Origin of the sequence: Megasphaera sp. UBA4382 (assembly GCF_002391155.1) — a bacterium.
GTDB lineage: Bacteria > Bacillota > Negativicutes > Veillonellales > Megasphaeraceae > Megasphaera > Megasphaera hexanoica.
Genome location: NZ_DGRS01000076.1, coordinates 1 through 17,514, shown reverse-complemented (window position 1 = coordinate 17,514; position 17,514 = coordinate 1). Strand labels below are relative to the sequence as shown.

Below are 17,514 nucleotides of genomic sequence, written 5' to 3'. Positions count from 1 at the left end.
CGTGCCGCCTGCCGTATCAGCTGTATGACGGCGATGATCTCCTGACCGGAGAAGCGTCTTATATACTGAGCCTGAAAGACCTGAACAGTTCTTCTAAGATATATGAACTCCTGTCTGCCGGCGTTTCCTCCCTCAAAATTGAAGGGCGCATGAAAGGATGCGGTTACGTGCGTACCGTTGTGGGAGCCTATCGCAGCCTTTTGGATAGCTGGCATCAGCCTGCGACAGAGCAGAAACACTGTCTTCGTGAAGCGGAAGAACAGCTGAAACAGAGTTTCAACCGCACCTATCAGGCCGATTTTCTGAAGGATCATCTGGGCCGGCACACCATCACGGCAGGTATACCGGGAAACCGCGTGCCCAATACGGGAGGCGGAGATCCGGGCCTGACCCGTCATATACCCGTCTACGGTCATGTAGATTGCACTGACCAGGGAAATTTGCGCCTGACCCTGTGGGACGAAGACGGCCATACGGCTGAAGCCGTCTCTTCTTTTCAGCCGGAACGGGCAACACGACGGCCGGCGACGCGTGACTGGGTCAAAGGGCAGCTGGAACGATTGGGTGACACCTGTTTTACTCTGGCAGATGCATCTGTCTGGAATGAATCGCACATGATTCCGGCCAGTATCCTGAATGAACTGCGCCGTCAGGCGGCAGACCGGCTAGAAGAGGATATCCTATCCGGTTATGATCGCCCCTCTGCGGGAAGGGCAGAAACGGATACGACTTTTGTAAGGGCGGCATCTATAGCGGATACGGCACCCTGTATTACCGTGCGTTGTGACTCGCCCGCTCAGGCCGAGGCGGCACTCAGGGCAGGAGCCGGCCGTATCATATATGGAGGAGAAACGTACGATCATCATTTCGTGACGGCAGAGGAATGGAAACGGGTATCGGCCCTGACCGCATCGTATGGCCGTGAATTATGGGCCGCGACGCCGCGGGTCCTGTGGCCCCGTCAGGTGGCTGCCGTGCGGACGGAACTCCGCCTGGCAGTAGAAGCGGGTATATCTGGAATCTATGCTGGCAATATGGGGATATTTCCGTTACTGGAATCAGAAGGACTGTCCCTTCCCTGCAGTGCCGACTGGTCACTCAATATTTTTAACAACCAGAGCGCCCAGGCCTACATTCATGTCGGATGTAGTGAACTGACTCTGTCTCCGGAACTGACATTGAGGCAGATTGGACGGATTATCCGGCAGGTACCCGTTTCCATAGAAGTATTGGCAGAAGGCCGGCTGGAAATGATGATTACCGAATTTTGCCAGGCGGCGGCCTGTCTCAGCAAAGAAGGGAAAGGGCATTGCAATGGTGCCTGTAGCGGCCGCCATCTGTCACTGGAAGACCGCCATGGCATGCATTTTCCTGTCGTGACTGACCCGTTCTGCCGCAATCATATCCTCAATAACCGTGATCTGGACATGGCTCCGTACTATAAGGATCTCCGGGCAGCCCATATCAGCCGGCTGCGTATCGAAGGCCGGGGCCGCAGTGCAGACTGGGTATCGGTGCAGACAGCCCGATACGTACGATTATGGGAAGGCCGGGAAACAATGCTTCTGGGGAAAGAAGACCAGCATGTCACGCGGGGGCATTTCTTCCATGGCATTATATAAGAAATAAAGATAGCGATTAGTAAACGAAATAAAAGGAGTTTTACCCTATATGAATAAACGTAGTATGCGGATTTTGGGATTTTATCAGGTGCAGAACCAGCTCGTCAGGCTGGCTCCGTCACGTCTTTCCAAGGAAATAGCCCGCCGTCTGCGTCCTGAATCCGATGCAGATGTAGTGGAAGCGCGCCTGGCTGATACGGAAGAAGCCTGGCACTGCTTGCAGCGGGAAGCCTCTGTGCCCTTCGGAGGAATCACCGATATCCGTCCGGCATTGGAAAAGGCAAAGCGCGATGTGACACTCGACGGGCAGGACTGCATTGATATCTGGCACAATGCCCAGCGGTACGGAGAAATCAGGGTGTATTTTGCGGAAAAAGAAGGCGATTATCCACGTCTGTCCGGTCAGGCCTCCCACATCGGCGATTTTTCCTTCATCATTCACAAAATCGCCCAGGTATTCGACCAGAACCACCAGATCCGCGACAATGCGTCTGTCGAGCTTTTGCGCCTGAGAACGCGGATTTCTGAATTGGAACGGCAGACGAAACGGTACGTCCACAATGTACTCCAAAATAAAGAATATCAGAAGTATTTCCAGGATGCCCTGGTAACGGTCCGCAACAACCGCTACGTCATTCCTGTCAAGCAGGAATACCGTCATGCCTTCCCCGGCATTGTCCACGATACCTCCGCCAGCGGGGCTACATTGTATATTGAACCCATGGCCATCGTCAACGCCAATAACGACCTGCAGGCGGCCCGTATCGCAGAAACGAGGGAAATCGAAAAAATTTTCCGCCGCCTGACGGCCCTTATCGCCGGAGATTATGAAAATCTCTACGACAGTACCTATGCCGTAGGAAAGCTGGAATTTATCTTTGCCAAGGCACAGCTGGCTCTTTCTATGAAAGCGACGCGGCCGGTTATTTCCAAAAGGCGGATGGTAAAACTCATCCAGGCCCGTCATCCTCTAATTGATGCGGTCAAGGTCGTACCCAATACAATTGTCATAGGGGGAGAATACCGCATACTCCTTATTACGGGCTCCAATACGGGCGGCAAGACCGTTTCCATGAAGACCTTGGGCCTTCTGGCTCTCATGCATCAGTCCGGATTGTTCCTGCCCGTCATGGAGGGGTCGGAATTGCCCATATTCCGCGACATTTTTTCCGATATTGGTGACGAACAGGATATTTCCCAGAATCTCAGTACCTTTTCCAGCCACATGAAGCAGCTCATTTATATCCTGAAACACTGTGGTCCCGACGATCTGATCCTGGCAGATGAACTGGGATCTGGCACGGATCCTGCTGAAGGCAGTGCTATTGCCATCGCCATCCTCAAGAATTTGTACACCAAGGGCTCTTATGTCATGGTGACGACCCACTATAATGATTTGAAAAACTTTGCCTATAATACGCCGGGCATCGAAAATGGCCATGTGGAATTCGATGTGAATACACTGAAACCGACGTACAAGCTGCGCATTGGTTCGGCAGGCAGTTCCCATGCCTTCAGCATCAGTGAACGGCTGGGCATGCCCAAAGAGATTCTCGACGAAGCGAAAGAACTGCGCAGCAGGGCTCAGGACGTCGATATGGAAGCCATCCTGACCAAACTAAATGCCCAGTCCAAACGCATGGATGAAGAAGAACAGGAACTAGAGGCGAAACTGGCCAGCGCGCGCCAGATAGAAGAGGCACTGCGCAGGGAAAAAGAAAAAGTCACTTCCAAGCGGCAGGATATTATCGATTCCAGCCGGCGTCAGGCCGTCGATATGAAACGCAATCTGCGGCTGGAGGCAGAAAAAATCATCCGGGAGTTAAAAGCCCAGTCGAAAGAATCGTTGAGTGAAAAGGAACGGATGAAGGCCATCGAACAGGCCCGCCGCGCCATCCAGCAGATTTCCCTGCCCGAAGCAGAAAAGCCGCACCGCGATCCCATCGACCCGGCCCAGCTCAAAACGGGCCAGCAGGTCTATATCAATTCTCTCGACGGGCTGGGAACAGTAGAAAAAATCCACGGCAAGAAGGTGACCGTATCGGTGCGCGGCATGACCGTCCGCGTCAAGATACAGGATATCAGTGCCCCTTATTTGTCAGAAATTAAGAAAGAAAAGCAGGAAGAGAAACGGGAACAGAGCCGTTCGTCCTTCCGGCCAATCCGGACCGGCCCTGTTGCGACAGAGCTCAACATTATCGGCAAGACCGGCCCCGAAGCCATCCCCGAAATCGAACGGTTCCTCGATCAGGCACTGGCTGCCGGATTCAGTCCGGTCCGCATCATCCATGGCAAAGGCAGCGGTGCCCTGCGAAGAGCCGTCCACGCCTTCCTGGATGAACAGCCCTTTGTCAGACAGTACAAACTCGACGATGCCCAAAATGGCGGAGACGGTGTCACCTTAGTATATTTTTAGCATAGTAAAAAGACGCGGAATTACGTTGTAATGACTGTTTCCGCGTCTTTTTACTATTTACAAATATTTATACAGGCGATGAAATATAGTCATGGATTTTGGCGTTGTTATATGATAAAATAGGTCCACAAAGGGATATTTTTTATGTTTTCTCGTAAAATGGGAAAATATAGTAAGAAATGGAGGAAAGTATATGAATTTATTACGTCGTAAATCATTCGACGACTTGCTGGCCCATACGCAGGAGAAAAAGTTGACCAAGGCATTGGGCGCCTTTGACATCACCCTTATGGGGCTGGGTATCATCATCGGAACGGGGATTTTTGTCCTGACGGGTATTGGAGCGGCCAAATATGCCGGCCCTGGACTCATGCTGTCTTTTGTATTCGCGGCCATTACCTGCGCCTTTGTCTGTCTGGCCTATTCCGAACTGGCATCGTTTCTTCCCGTATCGGGGAGCTCGTATACGTACGCCTACGCATCGCTGGGTGAAATATTCGGCTGGTGGGTCGGCTGGAGCCTGATTCTGGAATATTCCGTCGGAGCCAGTGCCGTAGCCGGTGGCTGGTCTGCCTATTTTGTCGGCATCCTTCATTCCTGCGGTATCGACCTGCCCAAGGCACTGACCAGCGTACCCGCTGATGGTGGTATCATCAATCTGCCGGCTGTGCTCATCGTCCTTTTGGCAACGGCCCTTCTCGTCGTCGGTGTCCGGGAAAGTGCCAGGGTCAATCGGATTCTCGTCTTTGTCAAAATCGGCACGATTTTCCTGTTCTTATTCCTGGCAGCGCCGCACATTGAGCCGGTCAACTGGCAGCCCTTCCTGCCCTTTGGCATGCAGGGCGTATTTGCCGGCACAGCCGTGCTGTTTTTTGCCTACCTTGGCTTTGACGCCTTATCTACGGCAGCAGAAGAAACGAAGAATCCGAAACGGGATATGCCAATCGGAATCATTCTGGCTCTGGCCATCTGCACCATCCTGTACATTGCCGTCTGTGCGGCCATGACCGGCGTCGTACCATATCCGATGCTGGATACGGCGGCTCCTGCTTCGTATGTCCTCGAATACATCGGCCTGCACCTGGGGTCGGCTATCGTCGGTACGGGCGCTATCTGTGGCCTTTCCACAGTCGTCCTTGGCATGCTCTTTGCCCAGAGCCGTGCTCTCTATTCTATGAGCCGGGACGGCCTCATGCCTATGAGTCTCTACAAAGTGCATCCGAAATTCCATACGCCTTATATCATTCAGATCATCATAGGCATAGTCGTCGCCTGTATCACGGGATTCACACCCATACACATCGTAGCGGAAACGTGCAGTGCCGGAACGATTTTTGCCTTCCTCTGCTCCTGCGTGGGCATTCTCATCCTGCGCCGCGTCTATCCCGACAAGCCGCGCGGATTCCGCTGTCCGGCCGTGCACATCATTGCTCCCCTGGGATTTATCTGCTGTGCCTTCATCTTCTCGGAATTATCTCCCCATACGCTCCTCCTCTTTGGCGGATGGTCTGTACTAGGACTGCTGATTTACCTCGTATATGGCAACCGTCATAGCGTATTGCAGAAAGAGGAAGCAGGAAAATAGGTGTGTTTACATCTACCATTATCGTCTTTATACTAAAAAACAGCTGCATTACATTCTGTGTAACGCAGCTGCTTTTGTCAATCTGGTATATCCCGGGCCCGGTTGGGTCAGAGTTTTATCTTGGAAAAGACTTCGCCAATGGAATCGTGGAGTACCAGGTCGGCCGTATGGTCCATATCGGTGCTTGATTTGTTGATGAGTACCAGTTTGTGGCCGTGATAGTAACGCACGAGGCCGGCGGCCGGATAGACAACCAGGCTGGTACCGCCGATGATGAGCATATCGGCATGACTGATGTAGTACAGCGATTGTTCGATGACATCATTGTCGAGGCCTTCTTCGTAAAGAACGACATCGGGCTTGATGGTACCGCCGCAGGCATCGCATTTAGGAATACCTGTCGTCTGCCTGATATATTCGGCATCGAAGAATTTATGACAGTGCTGGCAGAAATTGCGGTGGATACTGCCGTGCAGTTCCAGAACATTTTTGCTGCCGCCTTTCTGATGCAGTCCGTCAATATTCTGGGTAATGACAGCCTTCAGCTTGCCTGCCTGTTCTAGTTCGGCCAGCTTCTTGTGAGCCATATTAGGCTGGGCCGAAAGAGACGCATTCAGGATTTTATCCCGGTAGAACCGATAGAACTCGTCTGTATGCTGTTCGTAAAACGTATGGGAGAGCATCGTTTCAGGGGGATATTTGTAGTGCTGGTTATAGAGTCCGTCTTTACTGCGGAAATCAGGAATGCCGCTTTCCGTAGAAACGCCGGCACCGCCAAAGAATACAATATTGTCCGAATCATGGACCATCTGGAGAAACGTATCAATAGCAGACATGAGGACCGCTCCTTTCCAAACGCGAAAAACTACTTCTGAACTAATCTATATATCAAAATGAGTGTTTAGCAGCGAAATACCTGACCCGGTGCGGAACACCTTATCCCGGAAGGTGCGGATGGCGTCTGCATCCAGCTGATCTTCGTAGGCGTTGACCAGAAAATCCGCTTCCAAAAGTATCTGATAATCGGGGCCGTCGATGCCCGTATAGGTGTGATGATGGCCGATGAGCCAGCAGACGCGGTCGGTAAAAGACGAAGAAGAAGAGAAGGGTTCCAACAGCTTGCGGGCGATAGCCGGCCCTTCCAATTCCTGATATTTGCCGGACGAACTGCCATATTTTTCTTCTGCCGCGTGGATGCCGATATCGTGGAGTACGGCTGCCGTTACCAGGATTTCCTGCGTATCCGGAGCGAGGTGTTCCAGCTGACCAATCAAATCGGCGTAGGCGTAGACTTTGAGGAAATGCTGGATACGCCGGGGATCGCCATGGTCGTAGGCAACAGCTGCTTCTATTAGTTTGGGAATGTTCACATATATGCCACCTTTCTCAGAATCTGTCTATCGCTTTTATTATACACTATTTTCGGCTGGATAGGCGGTACAGCCGGCAAAAGGATTGTATTTTTTAGCATCAGAACTAACAGGCCCGGCAGCAATCTCATGGGAGTTGCCACCGGGCCTGTTGCCGGTCACTGTTTTCCTTCTGGCAGGATGTTTGCCAGGACGACGTGGTACCGTTCGTTATATTTTTTGATGGATGCATTGATTTTTTTGCGGATGGCGATGATGTTTTCTTCGGAGTATTCTTCCGGCGGGATATGGAGGTCGCAGATGATATTCGGATGGCGCGCACCGGCAGTGAAGCGGAGATTATCCGTATGATACTGGGGATATTCCGTCTGGATCAACGTGTCGATATCGTGGCGCATGGCCGAAATGATTTTCTCATCCGTGCAGAGCGGATCCATGTGAACATTGATATTGATCTGGAATTTCTCTTTCAGAATATCCTCCAGTTCATCGACAGCCGAATGGACTTCTACGATATCGGACGTATCAGGCACTTCCACGTGGATGGAAGCATAGGTACGACCGGGGCCGTAGTCGTGGATTTTCAGGTCATGGACGCCGACGACATAGGGGCAGTGCAGGGCACAGTCGGTAATTTCCCGTACCAGTTCCGGGTCTGGTGCCTTGCCGAGGAGAATGTTGATGACTTCCTTTGCCAGGCTGCCACCGGAATAGAGAATGAGCAGTCCGATGAGCGTACCGGCAGCGGCATCGATGGGCAGAGTAGTAAACTGCTGGGCAATGGTGGCCAGCAGGACACCCGTCGTGGCGATGGCGTCGTTGATGCTGTCGGATGCAGTCGCCTCATTGACACTGGAGTGAATCTGCCTGGCAATATAGCGGTTATACAGGCACATCCATCCTTTGACGGCAATGGATGCGACGAGGATGATGACTCCCCACAACGAGAAATCCAATGTTTCCGGTTCAAAGAATTTCGTAACCGATGCTTCACAGAGCTTATACCCGACAATGAGAATCAGGATGGCAATGGTAAGGGATGCCAGGTATTCAAACCGCCCGTGACCAAAGGGGTGGTCTTCGTCAGGAGGACGATTGCTCAGCTTGGCGCTTATTATAGAAATAAAAGACGATCCCATATCGCTCAGGTTGTTGAAGGCATCGGAAATGATGGCGATGCTGCCACTGGTCATGCCGACGAGAAACTTCCCGATGAACAGGAAGAGATTGCAGATAATACCCAGGATGCCGCCGACGATGCTGTACTGCTCGCGGACCTTTTTGTCAGTTGTATTGCTGTAATTCTTTACAGTATGACGGATGATATATTCAATCATACGTATCGCCTCTTTGGTATTCTCAAGATTGGTATCATTGTAGCATGAAAAGAATGGGTTGTGTAGAGATAGATTGAAAAAGGTGAATTTATGAACCGGAACGGGGCCTGAACATCTGACGGGGTATCTGTATATAACGTACTGAAATTGAAAAATATAAAATATATTGTCCTGTTTTTGCTATCTCAGTTTGACAAATGTTGTAGAATTTTGTAGTATAAAAGGGCACAGTGATTGATATGTGTCTGTGAATTTGTACGGTGGAGGGTTCAATCGATATGAGTTTACAATATGTAAAAGGCAGTTATATGGATGAAGTCATGTACGGTGACAAGCCTGTATTATTTACGCTGGAAGGTCTCGGTGAAGACCAGAAGGAAGAAGCCGAACGGTATAGCAAAGAAATATGGGACTGGATTCATCAGCATCATGTCCGTGTATTGGCCCATGCACCGCTCATTGCCAATTTTAAGAATAAGAAATGGCGGTCCGACGGGGAACCGGAAATTTCCGCTGAAGAAATCCGGGGATATCTGAAACATATCAACTCCGTCTATGTCACCTATCGTGGCGGGTTCGACATTTTCTTTGACACGAATGAGCTGTTCCAGGAACGATCCATCGTCGTGCGGGTTGGGAAAAATTTTGTTTTTGAAGGATTCAGTCTTTTATAAGACATTGTAGAAAATACGGTTCTATGTTACAATAATACCAGTTATAATTATGAGAGGTGAATATCATGGCAAAACACATCATTACTATTAATACAGAATCTATCCAGAAGACGGCGCAGCACGCTGGCTGCAGCGAATGCCAGACATCCTGCCAGTCCGCTTGCAAGACATCCTGCACGGTAGGCAATCAGGTCTGCACAAAATAAGGTTGAACACTGAGGGGACACCCTTTACCGGAAGGTAAAGGGTATTCTTTTTGTATGGAGGAACTATGTCTGAACAAATTAATCCGATGATCCATAAATATTGCCAGAACGGAACGTACATGCTGCTCGACGTCAATAGCGGCATCATCAATGTCATCGACAAGGTGACTTACGATATCCTCGACATTTATGACGGCACGAATAAAAACGCCGTCTATGAAGGACTGGGGACGACGTATTCCCGGAGTGAACTAGATGAATCTCTTTCCGAACTGGATGAACTGATAGAAAAAGAAATGCTCTTCGCACCCATGTGTGATAATTTTAAAGTCGTGGCTGAGGAAGAACCGGTCATCAAATCGTTGTGCCTCAATATTGCCCACGACTGCAATCTGCGCTGCAAATACTGTTTTGCATCCCAGGGTGATTATGACACGCATAAACGGGAACTCATGAGCTTCGACGTGGCAAAACGGGCCGTCGATCTGCTTATTAAAAGTACAGAAGGCAAGCGGCAGCACTGTGAAATCGATTTCTTTGGCGGCGAACCGCTTATGAATTTCGATGTAGTGAAACAGACTATTGAATATATCCGCGAACAGGAAAAAATCCACGATAAGGTATTTAAGCTGTCGCTCACGACGAATGGTATGCTCCTGGATCCGGCCAAAGTGAAATACCTGACCGACCAGCATATCAGTCTTATCCTGAGCCTCGATGGCCGTCCGGAAGTCCACAACCGCATGCGTCCCGATGCAGGCGGTCACGGCTCGTACGATACATGTGCCCGGAATCAGGTTTATGCAGCCAAACACCGCAATGGCGAAGAATATTACGTGCGCGGTACGTATACCAAATATAATCTGGATTTTACAGAAGATGTCCGGCATATGGCGGATCTGGGTTTTGAAGGTCTTTCCATGGAACCTGTCGTAGGCGACGATTTATCCTATGCCATTACGGACGACGATCTTCCCAGGATTTTTGATGAATACGACCGCCTTACGGATTTTTATCTTCAGCGTTATGATGAAGGTCGTCCGTTCGTTTATTATCATTTTATTATGGATTTGTACCGCGGCCCCTGCATCGCCAAACGGCTGCGCGGCTGTGGTGCCGGTCACGAATACATGTGTGTCGTCCCCAATGGTGACATCTATCCCTGCCATCAGTTCGTAGGCCAGGACGGTTATGTCATCGGCAACGTCTACGATGGCGTGACGAATGATACTATTCCGGCCCTGTTTCGCGATATGCATGTCCTCAATAAACCGGAGTGTTGCAAGTGCTGGGCCAAGTTTTTCTGCAGTGGCGGATGTCATGCCAACAATATCAAATATGGCGGCAACATCCAGACACCGTACGAACTGAGCTGCCGCATCCAGAAGAAGCGCATCGAATGCGCCATGTATATCCAGGCGAAACTGGCCATGAAGCGGCAGGAAGCTGCACAGGAGTGATGATATGGTCCGCAAGATAAACATATTTCTCTGGCTTGTCGTATTCTTTTATCTGATTTACGCGCTGGTCATGGAAGGGCCGACGGCCAAGATGATCGGTCTGCTGGTGCTGGCAGTTCTTGCCGTCCTGGCTCAGATCATCGGATGGCGTCGGAAAAGGAAATAAGTAGACGGGGCTGTGATGGCAGCTCCGTTTTCTTGCTGGACATAGTTTTTTTCCAAATTGCATGATAAAATGCACCAAAAGAGTTGACTTTAATTCCGTATTGGAGTAATCTTATGTGTAGCTAAACAGTATACATTACAAATTAGCTCTGACACGGTTCAAGAAGTTTCATAGGAGTGATACAACATGAGCGAATTACTGAGAGTAGAAGGATTACACATCGCCGTAGAAGGCAAAGAAATCCTGAAAGGTCTCGATTTAACAATCAATACAGGAGAAACCCACGTTATCATGGGTTCCAATGGCGCCGGCAAATCGACGCTTTTCAATGCGATTATGGGCAATCCGAAATACGTCGTAACAGCAGGAAAGATTTTCTTTGAAGGAAATGATATTACCGATGCCCCCGTCAATGAACGAGCTAAGGCCGGTATTTTTATGGCATTTCAGCAGCCTATCGCTGTACAGGGTATTTCTGTTGAAAATTTCATCCGTAATGCCAAGAGCACCGTTTCCGGCCAGCAGCAGCGCATCATGCCGTTCCGTAGAAAACTGCATGCCCAGATGGATCAGCTGAAAATGGATAAATCCTATGCCGAACGGTATGTCAATGACGGCTTTTCAGGCGGCGAACGGAAGAAGACGGAAATCCTGCAGATGTGCATGCTCGAACCCAAGCTGACTATGCTCGATGAAATCGATTCGGGCCTCGATGTCGATGCCGTCCGCATCGTTTCGGAAACGGTATCCCAGTATCATAACGAAAACAATTCTATCCTGGTCATTACTCATCATAGTGAAATCCTGCAGCATCTCAAACCGGATTTCGTTCACGTCCTCATCAACGGCCGCATTGTCAAGAGTGGCGACGCCTCGCTCATCCAGACCATTGAAGCCAACGGGTACGAATCATTCAGAGGACAGGCTGAATAGGAGGTAGGACTATGGCTGATGAAAAAGAAAAGCTGGTCGAAGAACGGGAAGAAAAACTGAATGCAGAACGTCAGAAAATCGATACCTTCTCCGATTTCGGCAATATGTATAATTTTAAAAAGGATTTCAACTATTCCTATAAGACGGAAGCGGGTCTTACGGAAGATATCGTCCGTGAAATCTCGGAAAAGAAACACGAACCGCAGTGGATGCTCGATTTCCGTCTTAAATCACTCGATATTTTTAACCACATGGAATATCCCGACTGGGGTCCGGATATCAGTGAACTCGATATGGACAATATCGTCACTTACGTCCGCCCGAACGCACAGATGAAAGCCAACTGGAATGACGTTCCCGACGATATCAAAGATACGTTCGACCGCCTGGGCATCCCCGAAGCGGAGAAGACATCCCTGGCCGGCGTCGGCGCCCAGTACGACTCGGAAGTCGTCTACCACAGCATCCAGGACGAACTGGTGCAGCAGGGCGTCGTCTATACGGATTTTGATTCGGCACTGGAAAAGTACGAAGATATCGTCAAGGCCCATTTCATGAAACTCGTGCCGCCGACGGATCATAAATTCGCTGCCCTCCACGGCGCCGTCTGGTCTGGTGGCTCCTTCGTCTACGTACCGGCCGGTGTCGATGTGTCCATTCCCCTGCAGAGCTATTTCCGTCTCAATGCACCGGGAGCAGGCCAGTTCGAACACACCATGATCATCGTCGAAAAAGGTGCCAAAGTCCACTTCATCGAAGGCTGTTCGGCACCGAAATACAACGTGGCCAACCTCCATGCCGGCTGCGTCGAACTCTTCATAGGTGACGATGCTACGCTGACCTATTCGACAATCGAAAACTGGTCCAAAAATATGTACAACCTCAATACGAAACGGGCCATTGTCGGCAAGAACGGGACCATCAACTGGGTCACCGGTTCCTTTGGATCCCATACGTCCTGTCTCTATCCTATGAGTATCCTCCAGGGAGAAGGGGCACACTGCGAATTCACGGGCGTAACCTTTGCCGGTAAGGGACAATATCTCGATACGGGTTCCAAGGTCGTCCACAATGCGCCTCATACGTCGAGCAACATCAATTCCAAATCCATCAGCAAGAGCGGCGGTGTCTGCATTTACCGAGGCAGCGTCGTCATCAATCCCAAGGCAGAAGGAGCCAAGGCCAACGTCAGCTGTGAATCGCTCATGCTGGATGAACAGTCCCAGTCTGATACGATCCCGGCTATCGTCGTCAAGAACGACAACATCGACTTGGGCCATGAAGCCTCTATCGGCCGTATTTCCGACGAAGCGATTTTCTATCTCATGAGCCGCGGCCTCAGCGAAGATGAAGCCCGGGCCATGCTCGTACGGGGATTCGTAGAACCGGTTTCCAAGGCACTGCCATTAGAATATGCCGTTGAAATGAATAACCTGATCAACCTCGAACTCAAAGGTTCGTTGAAATAAGGGAGGAGGAGAAGAATGGCAAAAGATAAAGTAGTCGTACAATATAATCAGCTTCCGCGTCCTACCTTCCGCTGGATGAAAGTCAATCACCTCGATTTAGAACCACTGGCACAGAAATCCGTGCCCTCCTATACACCGGCTGAACGTCATACCGGCGATGCTGCCGTATCCTTTTATACGGGCCGGCAGGTACCGGATTTGGGGGACTTCCAGGGATCCAATGAAAAAGACCTGAACAAGGCCCTCGATGAAAGCAATACGGGCTGTGCCGTAACGGTCGGTGCAGGCCAGAAAGGTGCCGTATGGCTTGACTATACGGTCAGTGCTGCCGTCCCGCAGATTACGGGCCAGCTCACCATTCAGGCCGGAGATCACAGCGACCTCACCGTATATCTGATTTTTGACGGCGATGCTGCCGGTGGATATGTTAATTTCCTGACCTATGTCAAGACAGGCGAACAGGCTCACGTTAAAATCAGCAAAGTACAGCTCCACGGCCATCACGTCCGCCACGTGGAACACCGCTATGCCGATGCCGGTAAGGAAAGCACAATCGATTATGTCAGTGCGGAAATCGGCGCCAAGGCGGCTATCGTCTACTATAAGACAGACCTGATGCACGATGAAAGCAATTTCAACAGCCAGGCCATGTATCTGGGAAATGATGACCAGATTGTCGATTTTTCCTACTGGGTACCGACAAAAGGCGTCAAGACCAACACGGATATCGTGACGACAGGTGCCCTTCTCGATACGTCGAAGAAATACTTCCGCGGCACCATTGATTTCCTCCGCGGTGGCAAAAAGGCCGTCGGGTCCGAATCGGATACATGCATCCTTTTGAGCCCCAACGTCCATTCCATTTCGGTTCCCTTGCTGCTTTGCAAGGAAGACGACGTCGTCGGCAACCATGCATCCAGTGCCGGCCAGATCGATAAGGACAAGCTGTTCTACCTCATGAGCCGTGGCTTCAATGAAGCAGGAGCCCAGCTGATCATCGTCGAATCCAATATCCGCCCGGTCATCGATAAACTGGGTGATACTGATTTAGAAAATAAAGTTCTGCAGGCTGTACGGGAAAAGATGCAGTTCTGCTATAAGAAAGGTGATTGCCATGCTAAATGTACGCAAAGATTTCCCCATCTTGACTAAAGTCCACAATGGTCATCAGATTGTTTATTTTGACAATGCGGCAACGACGCAGAAGCCCTATCAGGTCATTCATGCCATCGTGGATCTCCTGGAACATCACAATGGCAATCCCCATCGCGGTGCCCATATCCTGAGCATCGAAGCCGGTGAAGTCTATGATGAAGCCCGCGAAGCCGTACGGCGCTTCATCAATGCTGCATCGAGTGAAGAAGTCGTTTTCGTGCGCAATACGACGGAAGCCCTGAACCTCATTGCCCGCAGCTACGCCGAACCGAAACTGAAAAAAGGCGATAAAATCGTCATTCCTATTTCGGAACATCATTCCAATCTGGTTACCTGGCAGCGCGTCTGCCAGAAGACCGGAGCTGAACTGGTCTATATGTATCTCGACAAGGAAGGCCATTTTACGGAAGAAGACCTGGCTAAGATCGATGACAAGACGAAAATCGTTTCCTTTGCCGCCGTCAGCAATGTCTTTGGCATGAAACGGCCTGTAGAGGACATCGTGGCCAGAGCTCATGCCGTAGGAGCCATTGCCATCGTCGATGGCGCCCAGTCCACGCCTCATATGAAGACGGACGTACAGGACCTGGATTGTGATTTCTTCGTATTCTCCGGCCACAAGATGTGCGGCTCGGCCAGCACGGGCGTACTCTATGGCAAGAAAGCCATCCTGGAAGGAATGGAACCGTTCCTCCTGGGCGGCGATATGATCGAATACGTTCAGGAACAGTCCACGACGTTCAATGAACTGCCCTTTAAATTCGAAGCCGGCTCCCAGAACGTAGAAGGTGCCGTCGCCCTCCACGCCGCTATCGATTATCTGGAAGACATCGGCATGGACAATATCGAATCCCATGAATACGAACTGACGAAACACTGCCTGGAAGGGATGAAGAAGATTCCCCATATCCACATTATCGGCAGCACCGATCCGGAAGAAAAGACGGGCGTCATTACCTTTACCATCGACGGTGTCCATCCTCATGATGCGGCTACCATCCTCGACAGCTTCGGCATTGCCATCCGTTCGGGCCACCATTGTGCCCAGCCGCTCGGCGCTCATCTCGGCGTAGAAGCGTCCAACCGCGCCAGCTTCTATATCTACAATACCCTCGAAGAAGTGGATTACTTCCTTGAAAAACTGCCTCTCGTCCGCAAGCAGATGGGCTTCAACGATTAAGGAGATAAAAAGTCATGGAAAATATGAATGAATTGTATTCCGACATCATCCTGGAACACAACCAGTGTCAGGAAAACAAGCATCCCCTCGATGGTGCCAACCTCAGCGAACACGGCCATAACCCGAGCTGTGGCGACGATATTACCCTGCAGGCTGATATTCAGGACGGGGTCATCAAAGATGCCGCCTATACAGGCCATGGCTGTGCCATCAGCCAGGCTTCGGCTGATATCATGATTGACCTCATCAAGGGCAAGACCGTCGAAGAAGCGCTGCGCCTGGTCAACCTCTTCCTGGAAATGATCAAGCGGGAAGTGACTGACGATGACAAGCTGGAAGAACTGGAAGATGCTATTGCCCTCAAGAATATTTCCAACATGCCGGCCCGTGTCAAGTGCGCCGTCCTGGCATGGCATACGCTGAAAGATGCCCTGGAACGGGAAGAAAAGTAGTGGCTAGCAGTCCGCAGGCCGTGATTAGTGGCCAGTGATTCGTGGCTAGCGGCTAGCATTTAGCAGTCAGCGGCTGACTGTTAGCAGTGCTGTATATGAAAAACAGGCTGTTCCATTAAGCAAATTTGCTTAATGGAACAGCCTGTTTTGGCATTTACGTGATAAGTCAGACAGCCAGTATCAAATATCAAATATCCATCATTTCTGCATGGCATCTCCAGTGTCCCGGCTTCCTTTCCACTGGAGGATGATGAAAGCGATGAGGGCGATGATAAAGGCGATGACGCTGGTCATCTGGGCTGATTTCAGGCCCAGTGTCAGGTTGACGTAGTCGCCACGGAGAAATTCCAGGAAGAACCGTTCCATGGCGTAGAGCATGACGTACAGGCAGAATACCTGCCCTTTCTTGTGAGGAAAGGCGCTGTAAAAGAGGAGGAGGACAAAAATCAGGATATCTCCCTGTCCTTCCCAGACTTCAGCCGGCCAGAGAGGCTGGTTCCCGTACGTATGGTAGGCCAGAGTCGTATCGGGGTAAACGATGCCAAAATTCCCGCCCGTAGGATGACCGAAGGCGTCGCCGTTCATGAGATTGGCCATGCGGCCGACGGACTGGCCCAGGATGATGGCCGGTGCCAGGAGATCGGCAAAAGCCCAGGTGTCGATGTGATGATACTTCGTGTAGAGGATACCGGCAATGGCTCCGAATAAGAGGCCGCCCTGGATGGCCATGCCGCCCTGCCAGACGTAGGGGATTTCCGTGAGATGATTGTGATAATAGGCCCAGTCAAAAAAGAAGACATCCCACAGCCGGCCGCCGACGATGCCTGACAGGCCGCAGTACATGGTAAAGTCGAAGATATGGACATGCCAACCGCGTCCGTCCCTCTTCATGATGTAATATCCCGTGATGCCAGCCGAAATGATTCCCAGCATAAATAACAGACCATAGGCCCGGATTGGGAAGGAACCGATAAAAAATAAGTATTGATGCATAAAAAATGCCGCTCCTTTGTGATATAATGAAGACTGCTGCAATGAACACAGCTGATTCATTATACAACAGAGGCGGTCATTAGGGAAGCCGTACTCAACGATGAGGAGAACATACCATGCATAGACATAACATAAAAAAAATCTGCCTTGCCGCATTCCTGACCTGTGCGGCCACTACCGGTGCCTGGGCTGCGCCGAAAGGGGAAAGCCCGGCAGGAAAAGCAGCCGATCCCGTTTTTACCGTCCCGGTCGTGGAAAATCCCATTTCCAATCAGAATATCAGGGACCTGCAGATTGTAGAAGATGGCCGGCGATGGCTGGTCAGTGACAAGGCACTGCAGCAATACGGCATCTATCCCAACCGGTCAAAGAAAGGGCAGTACTGGTTCCGCCTTCCCGCTGCTGATGATGGAAGGGAATTGTGGAAGGACCGCAATGTGAGCCTGACCCTGCCCGGCGCAGAAAGCAAAGAAGGCCGCAATATCAGCATTTCCCA

16 protein-coding genes and 1 pseudogene are annotated in these 17,514 nt (G+C 50.7%); 13 read left to right on the top strand and 4 right to left on the bottom strand.

Going from position 1 to position 17,514, the window contains the following annotated elements:
* From B4H10_RS09055 to B4H10_RS09045, 3 genes are all read left to right on the top strand, one after another.
* On the top strand, positions 1 to 1,622 hold a 1,622-nt coding region (locus B4H10_RS09055), incomplete at its 5' end, for a DUF3656 domain-containing U32 family peptidase (RefSeq protein WP_292018696.1).
* A 49-nt stretch (positions 1,623 to 1,671) separates the two neighbouring features.
* A complete protein-coding gene (locus B4H10_RS09050) occupies positions 1,672 to 4,038 on the top strand; it encodes an endonuclease MutS2 (protein ID WP_170087712.1) in 2,367 nt (788 codons plus the stop codon).
* 193 nt (positions 4,039 to 4,231) lie between these two features.
* Entirely contained in the window at positions 4,232 to 5,623 is a 1,392-nt protein-coding gene (locus B4H10_RS09045) for an amino acid permease (protein ID WP_059077339.1), read from the top strand.
* Positions 5,624 to 5,730: 107 nt separating this feature from the next.
* Here the strand turns inward: B4H10_RS09045 and B4H10_RS09040 are convergent, their stop codons facing one another.
* The 3 genes from B4H10_RS09040 to B4H10_RS09030 all read right to left on the bottom strand — a co-directional run bounded on the left by B4H10_RS09040 (position 5,731) and on the right by B4H10_RS09030 (position 8,330).
* On the bottom strand, positions 5,731 to 6,459 hold the full coding sequence (locus B4H10_RS09040; protein ID WP_059077338.1) for an NAD-dependent protein deacylase: 729 nt from the start codon (positions 6,457 to 6,459) through the stop codon (positions 5,731 to 5,733).
* A 45-nt stretch (positions 6,460 to 6,504) separates the two neighbouring features.
* On the bottom strand, positions 6,505 to 6,993 hold the full coding sequence (locus B4H10_RS09035) for an HD domain-containing protein (RefSeq protein ID WP_075582154.1): 489 nt from the start codon (positions 6,991 to 6,993) through the stop codon (positions 6,505 to 6,507).
* Positions 6,994 to 7,151: 158 nt separating this feature from the next.
* On the bottom strand, positions 7,152 to 8,330 hold the full coding sequence (locus B4H10_RS09030; RefSeq protein ID WP_059077336.1) for a cation diffusion facilitator family transporter: 1,179 nt from the start codon (positions 8,328 to 8,330) through the stop codon (positions 7,152 to 7,154).
* 278 nt (positions 8,331 to 8,608) lie between these two features.
* Here B4H10_RS09030 and B4H10_RS09025 point away from each other — a divergent pair, with 278 nt between their 5' ends.
* From B4H10_RS09025 to sufU, 9 genes are all read left to right on the top strand, one after another.
* Positions 8,609 to 9,004 (top strand): hypothetical protein, encoded by a 396-nt coding sequence (locus tag B4H10_RS09025; RefSeq protein ID WP_059077335.1) that lies wholly within the window; start codon positions 8,609 to 8,611, stop codon positions 9,002 to 9,004.
* Between the two features lie 65 nt (positions 9,005 to 9,069).
* Complete coding sequence (gene scfA, locus B4H10_RS09020) at positions 9,070 to 9,210, top strand: six-cysteine ranthipeptide SCIFF (RefSeq protein WP_059077334.1); 141 nt, start codon at positions 9,070 to 9,072, stop codon at positions 9,208 to 9,210.
* 65 nt (positions 9,211 to 9,275) lie between these two features.
* The gene (gene scfB, locus B4H10_RS09015) at positions 9,276 to 10,670 is read left to right on the top strand and encodes a thioether cross-link-forming SCIFF peptide maturase (protein ID WP_059077333.1); all 1,395 of its coding nucleotides are present in this window, start codon (positions 9,276 to 9,278) and stop codon (positions 10,668 to 10,670) included.
* Between the two features lie 4 nt (positions 10,671 to 10,674).
* Complete coding sequence (locus B4H10_RS09010; RefSeq protein WP_292018694.1) at positions 10,675 to 10,836, top strand: hypothetical protein; 162 nt, start codon at positions 10,675 to 10,677, stop codon at positions 10,834 to 10,836.
* A 186-nt stretch (positions 10,837 to 11,022) separates the two neighbouring features.
* Positions 11,023 to 11,769, top strand: coding sequence for a Fe-S cluster assembly ATPase SufC (gene sufC, locus B4H10_RS09005; protein ID WP_059077332.1), 747 nt, complete (start codon positions 11,023 to 11,025; stop codon positions 11,767 to 11,769).
* A gap of 104 nt (positions 11,770 to 11,873) precedes the next feature.
* Positions 11,874 to 13,238 (top strand): Fe-S cluster assembly protein SufB, encoded by a 1,365-nt coding sequence (gene sufB / locus B4H10_RS09000; protein WP_201784385.1) that lies wholly within the window; start codon positions 11,874 to 11,876, stop codon positions 13,236 to 13,238.
* 15 nt (positions 13,239 to 13,253) lie between these two features.
* Positions 13,254 to 14,390, top strand: coding sequence for a SufB/SufD family protein (locus B4H10_RS08995; RefSeq protein ID WP_059077330.1), 1,137 nt, complete (start codon positions 13,254 to 13,256; stop codon positions 14,388 to 14,390).
* The gene (locus B4H10_RS08990; RefSeq protein WP_292018693.1) at positions 14,353 to 15,573 is read left to right on the top strand and encodes an aminotransferase class V-fold PLP-dependent enzyme; all 1,221 of its coding nucleotides are present in this window, start codon (positions 14,353 to 14,355) and stop codon (positions 15,571 to 15,573) included. The genes B4H10_RS08995 and B4H10_RS08990 overlap by 38 nt, the downstream gene beginning before the upstream one ends.
* A 14-nt stretch (positions 15,574 to 15,587) precedes the next feature.
* Positions 15,588 to 16,025 (top strand): Fe-S cluster assembly sulfur transfer protein SufU, encoded by a 438-nt coding sequence (gene sufU / locus B4H10_RS08985; RefSeq protein ID WP_059077328.1) that lies wholly within the window; start codon positions 15,588 to 15,590, stop codon positions 16,023 to 16,025.
* Between the two features lie 198 nt (positions 16,026 to 16,223).
* Here sufU and lgt read toward each other — a convergent pair whose 3' ends face one another.
* On the bottom strand, positions 16,224 to 17,018 hold the full coding sequence (gene lgt / locus B4H10_RS08980; RefSeq protein WP_292018692.1) for a prolipoprotein diacylglyceryl transferase: 795 nt from the start codon (positions 17,016 to 17,018) through the stop codon (positions 16,224 to 16,226).
* A gap of 116 nt (positions 17,019 to 17,134) precedes the next feature.
* Here lgt and B4H10_RS08975 point away from each other — a divergent pair.
* Positions 17,135 to 17,514: pseudogene (locus tag B4H10_RS08975) on the top strand (hypothetical protein); the annotation flags it as partial.

Bases quoted from the DNA above. Each gene is read 5' to 3' on its own strand.
- B4H10_RS09030 (WP_059077336.1), bottom strand. From the start codon at position 8,330: ATGATTGAATATATCATCCGTCATACTGTAAAGAATTACAGCAATACA.
- B4H10_RS09010 (WP_292018694.1), top strand. From the start codon at position 10,675: ATGGTCCGCAAGATAAACATATTTCTCTGGCTTGTCGTATTCTTTTAT.
- sufC (WP_059077332.1), top strand. From the start codon at position 11,023: ATGAGCGAATTACTGAGAGTAGAAGGATTACACATCGCCGTAGAAGGC.
- scfA (WP_059077334.1), top strand. From the start codon at position 9,070: ATGGCAAAACACATCATTACTATTAATACAGAATCTATCCAGAAGACG.
- sufU (WP_059077328.1), top strand. From the start codon at position 15,588: ATGGAAAATATGAATGAATTGTATTCCGACATCATCCTGGAACACAAC.
- lgt (WP_292018692.1), bottom strand. From the start codon at position 17,018: ATGCATCAATACTTATTTTTTATCGGTTCCTTCCCAATCCGGGCCTAT.
- B4H10_RS09045 (WP_059077339.1), top strand. From the start codon at position 4,232: ATGAATTTATTACGTCGTAAATCATTCGACGACTTGCTGGCCCATACG.
- B4H10_RS09050 (WP_170087712.1), top strand. From the start codon at position 1,672: ATGAATAAACGTAGTATGCGGATTTTGGGATTTTATCAGGTGCAGAAC.
- B4H10_RS09025 (WP_059077335.1), top strand. From the start codon at position 8,609: ATGAGTTTACAATATGTAAAAGGCAGTTATATGGATGAAGTCATGTAC.
- sufB (WP_201784385.1), top strand. From the start codon at position 11,874: ATGTATAATTTTAAAAAGGATTTCAACTATTCCTATAAGACGGAAGCG.
- B4H10_RS08990 (WP_292018693.1), top strand. From the start codon at position 14,353: ATGCTAAATGTACGCAAAGATTTCCCCATCTTGACTAAAGTCCACAAT.
- scfB (WP_059077333.1), top strand. From the start codon at position 9,276: ATGTCTGAACAAATTAATCCGATGATCCATAAATATTGCCAGAACGGA.
- B4H10_RS09040 (WP_059077338.1), bottom strand. From the start codon at position 6,459: ATGTCTGCTATTGATACGTTTCTCCAGATGGTCCATGATTCGGACAAT.
- B4H10_RS08995 (WP_059077330.1), top strand. From the start codon at position 13,254: ATGGCAAAAGATAAAGTAGTCGTACAATATAATCAGCTTCCGCGTCCT.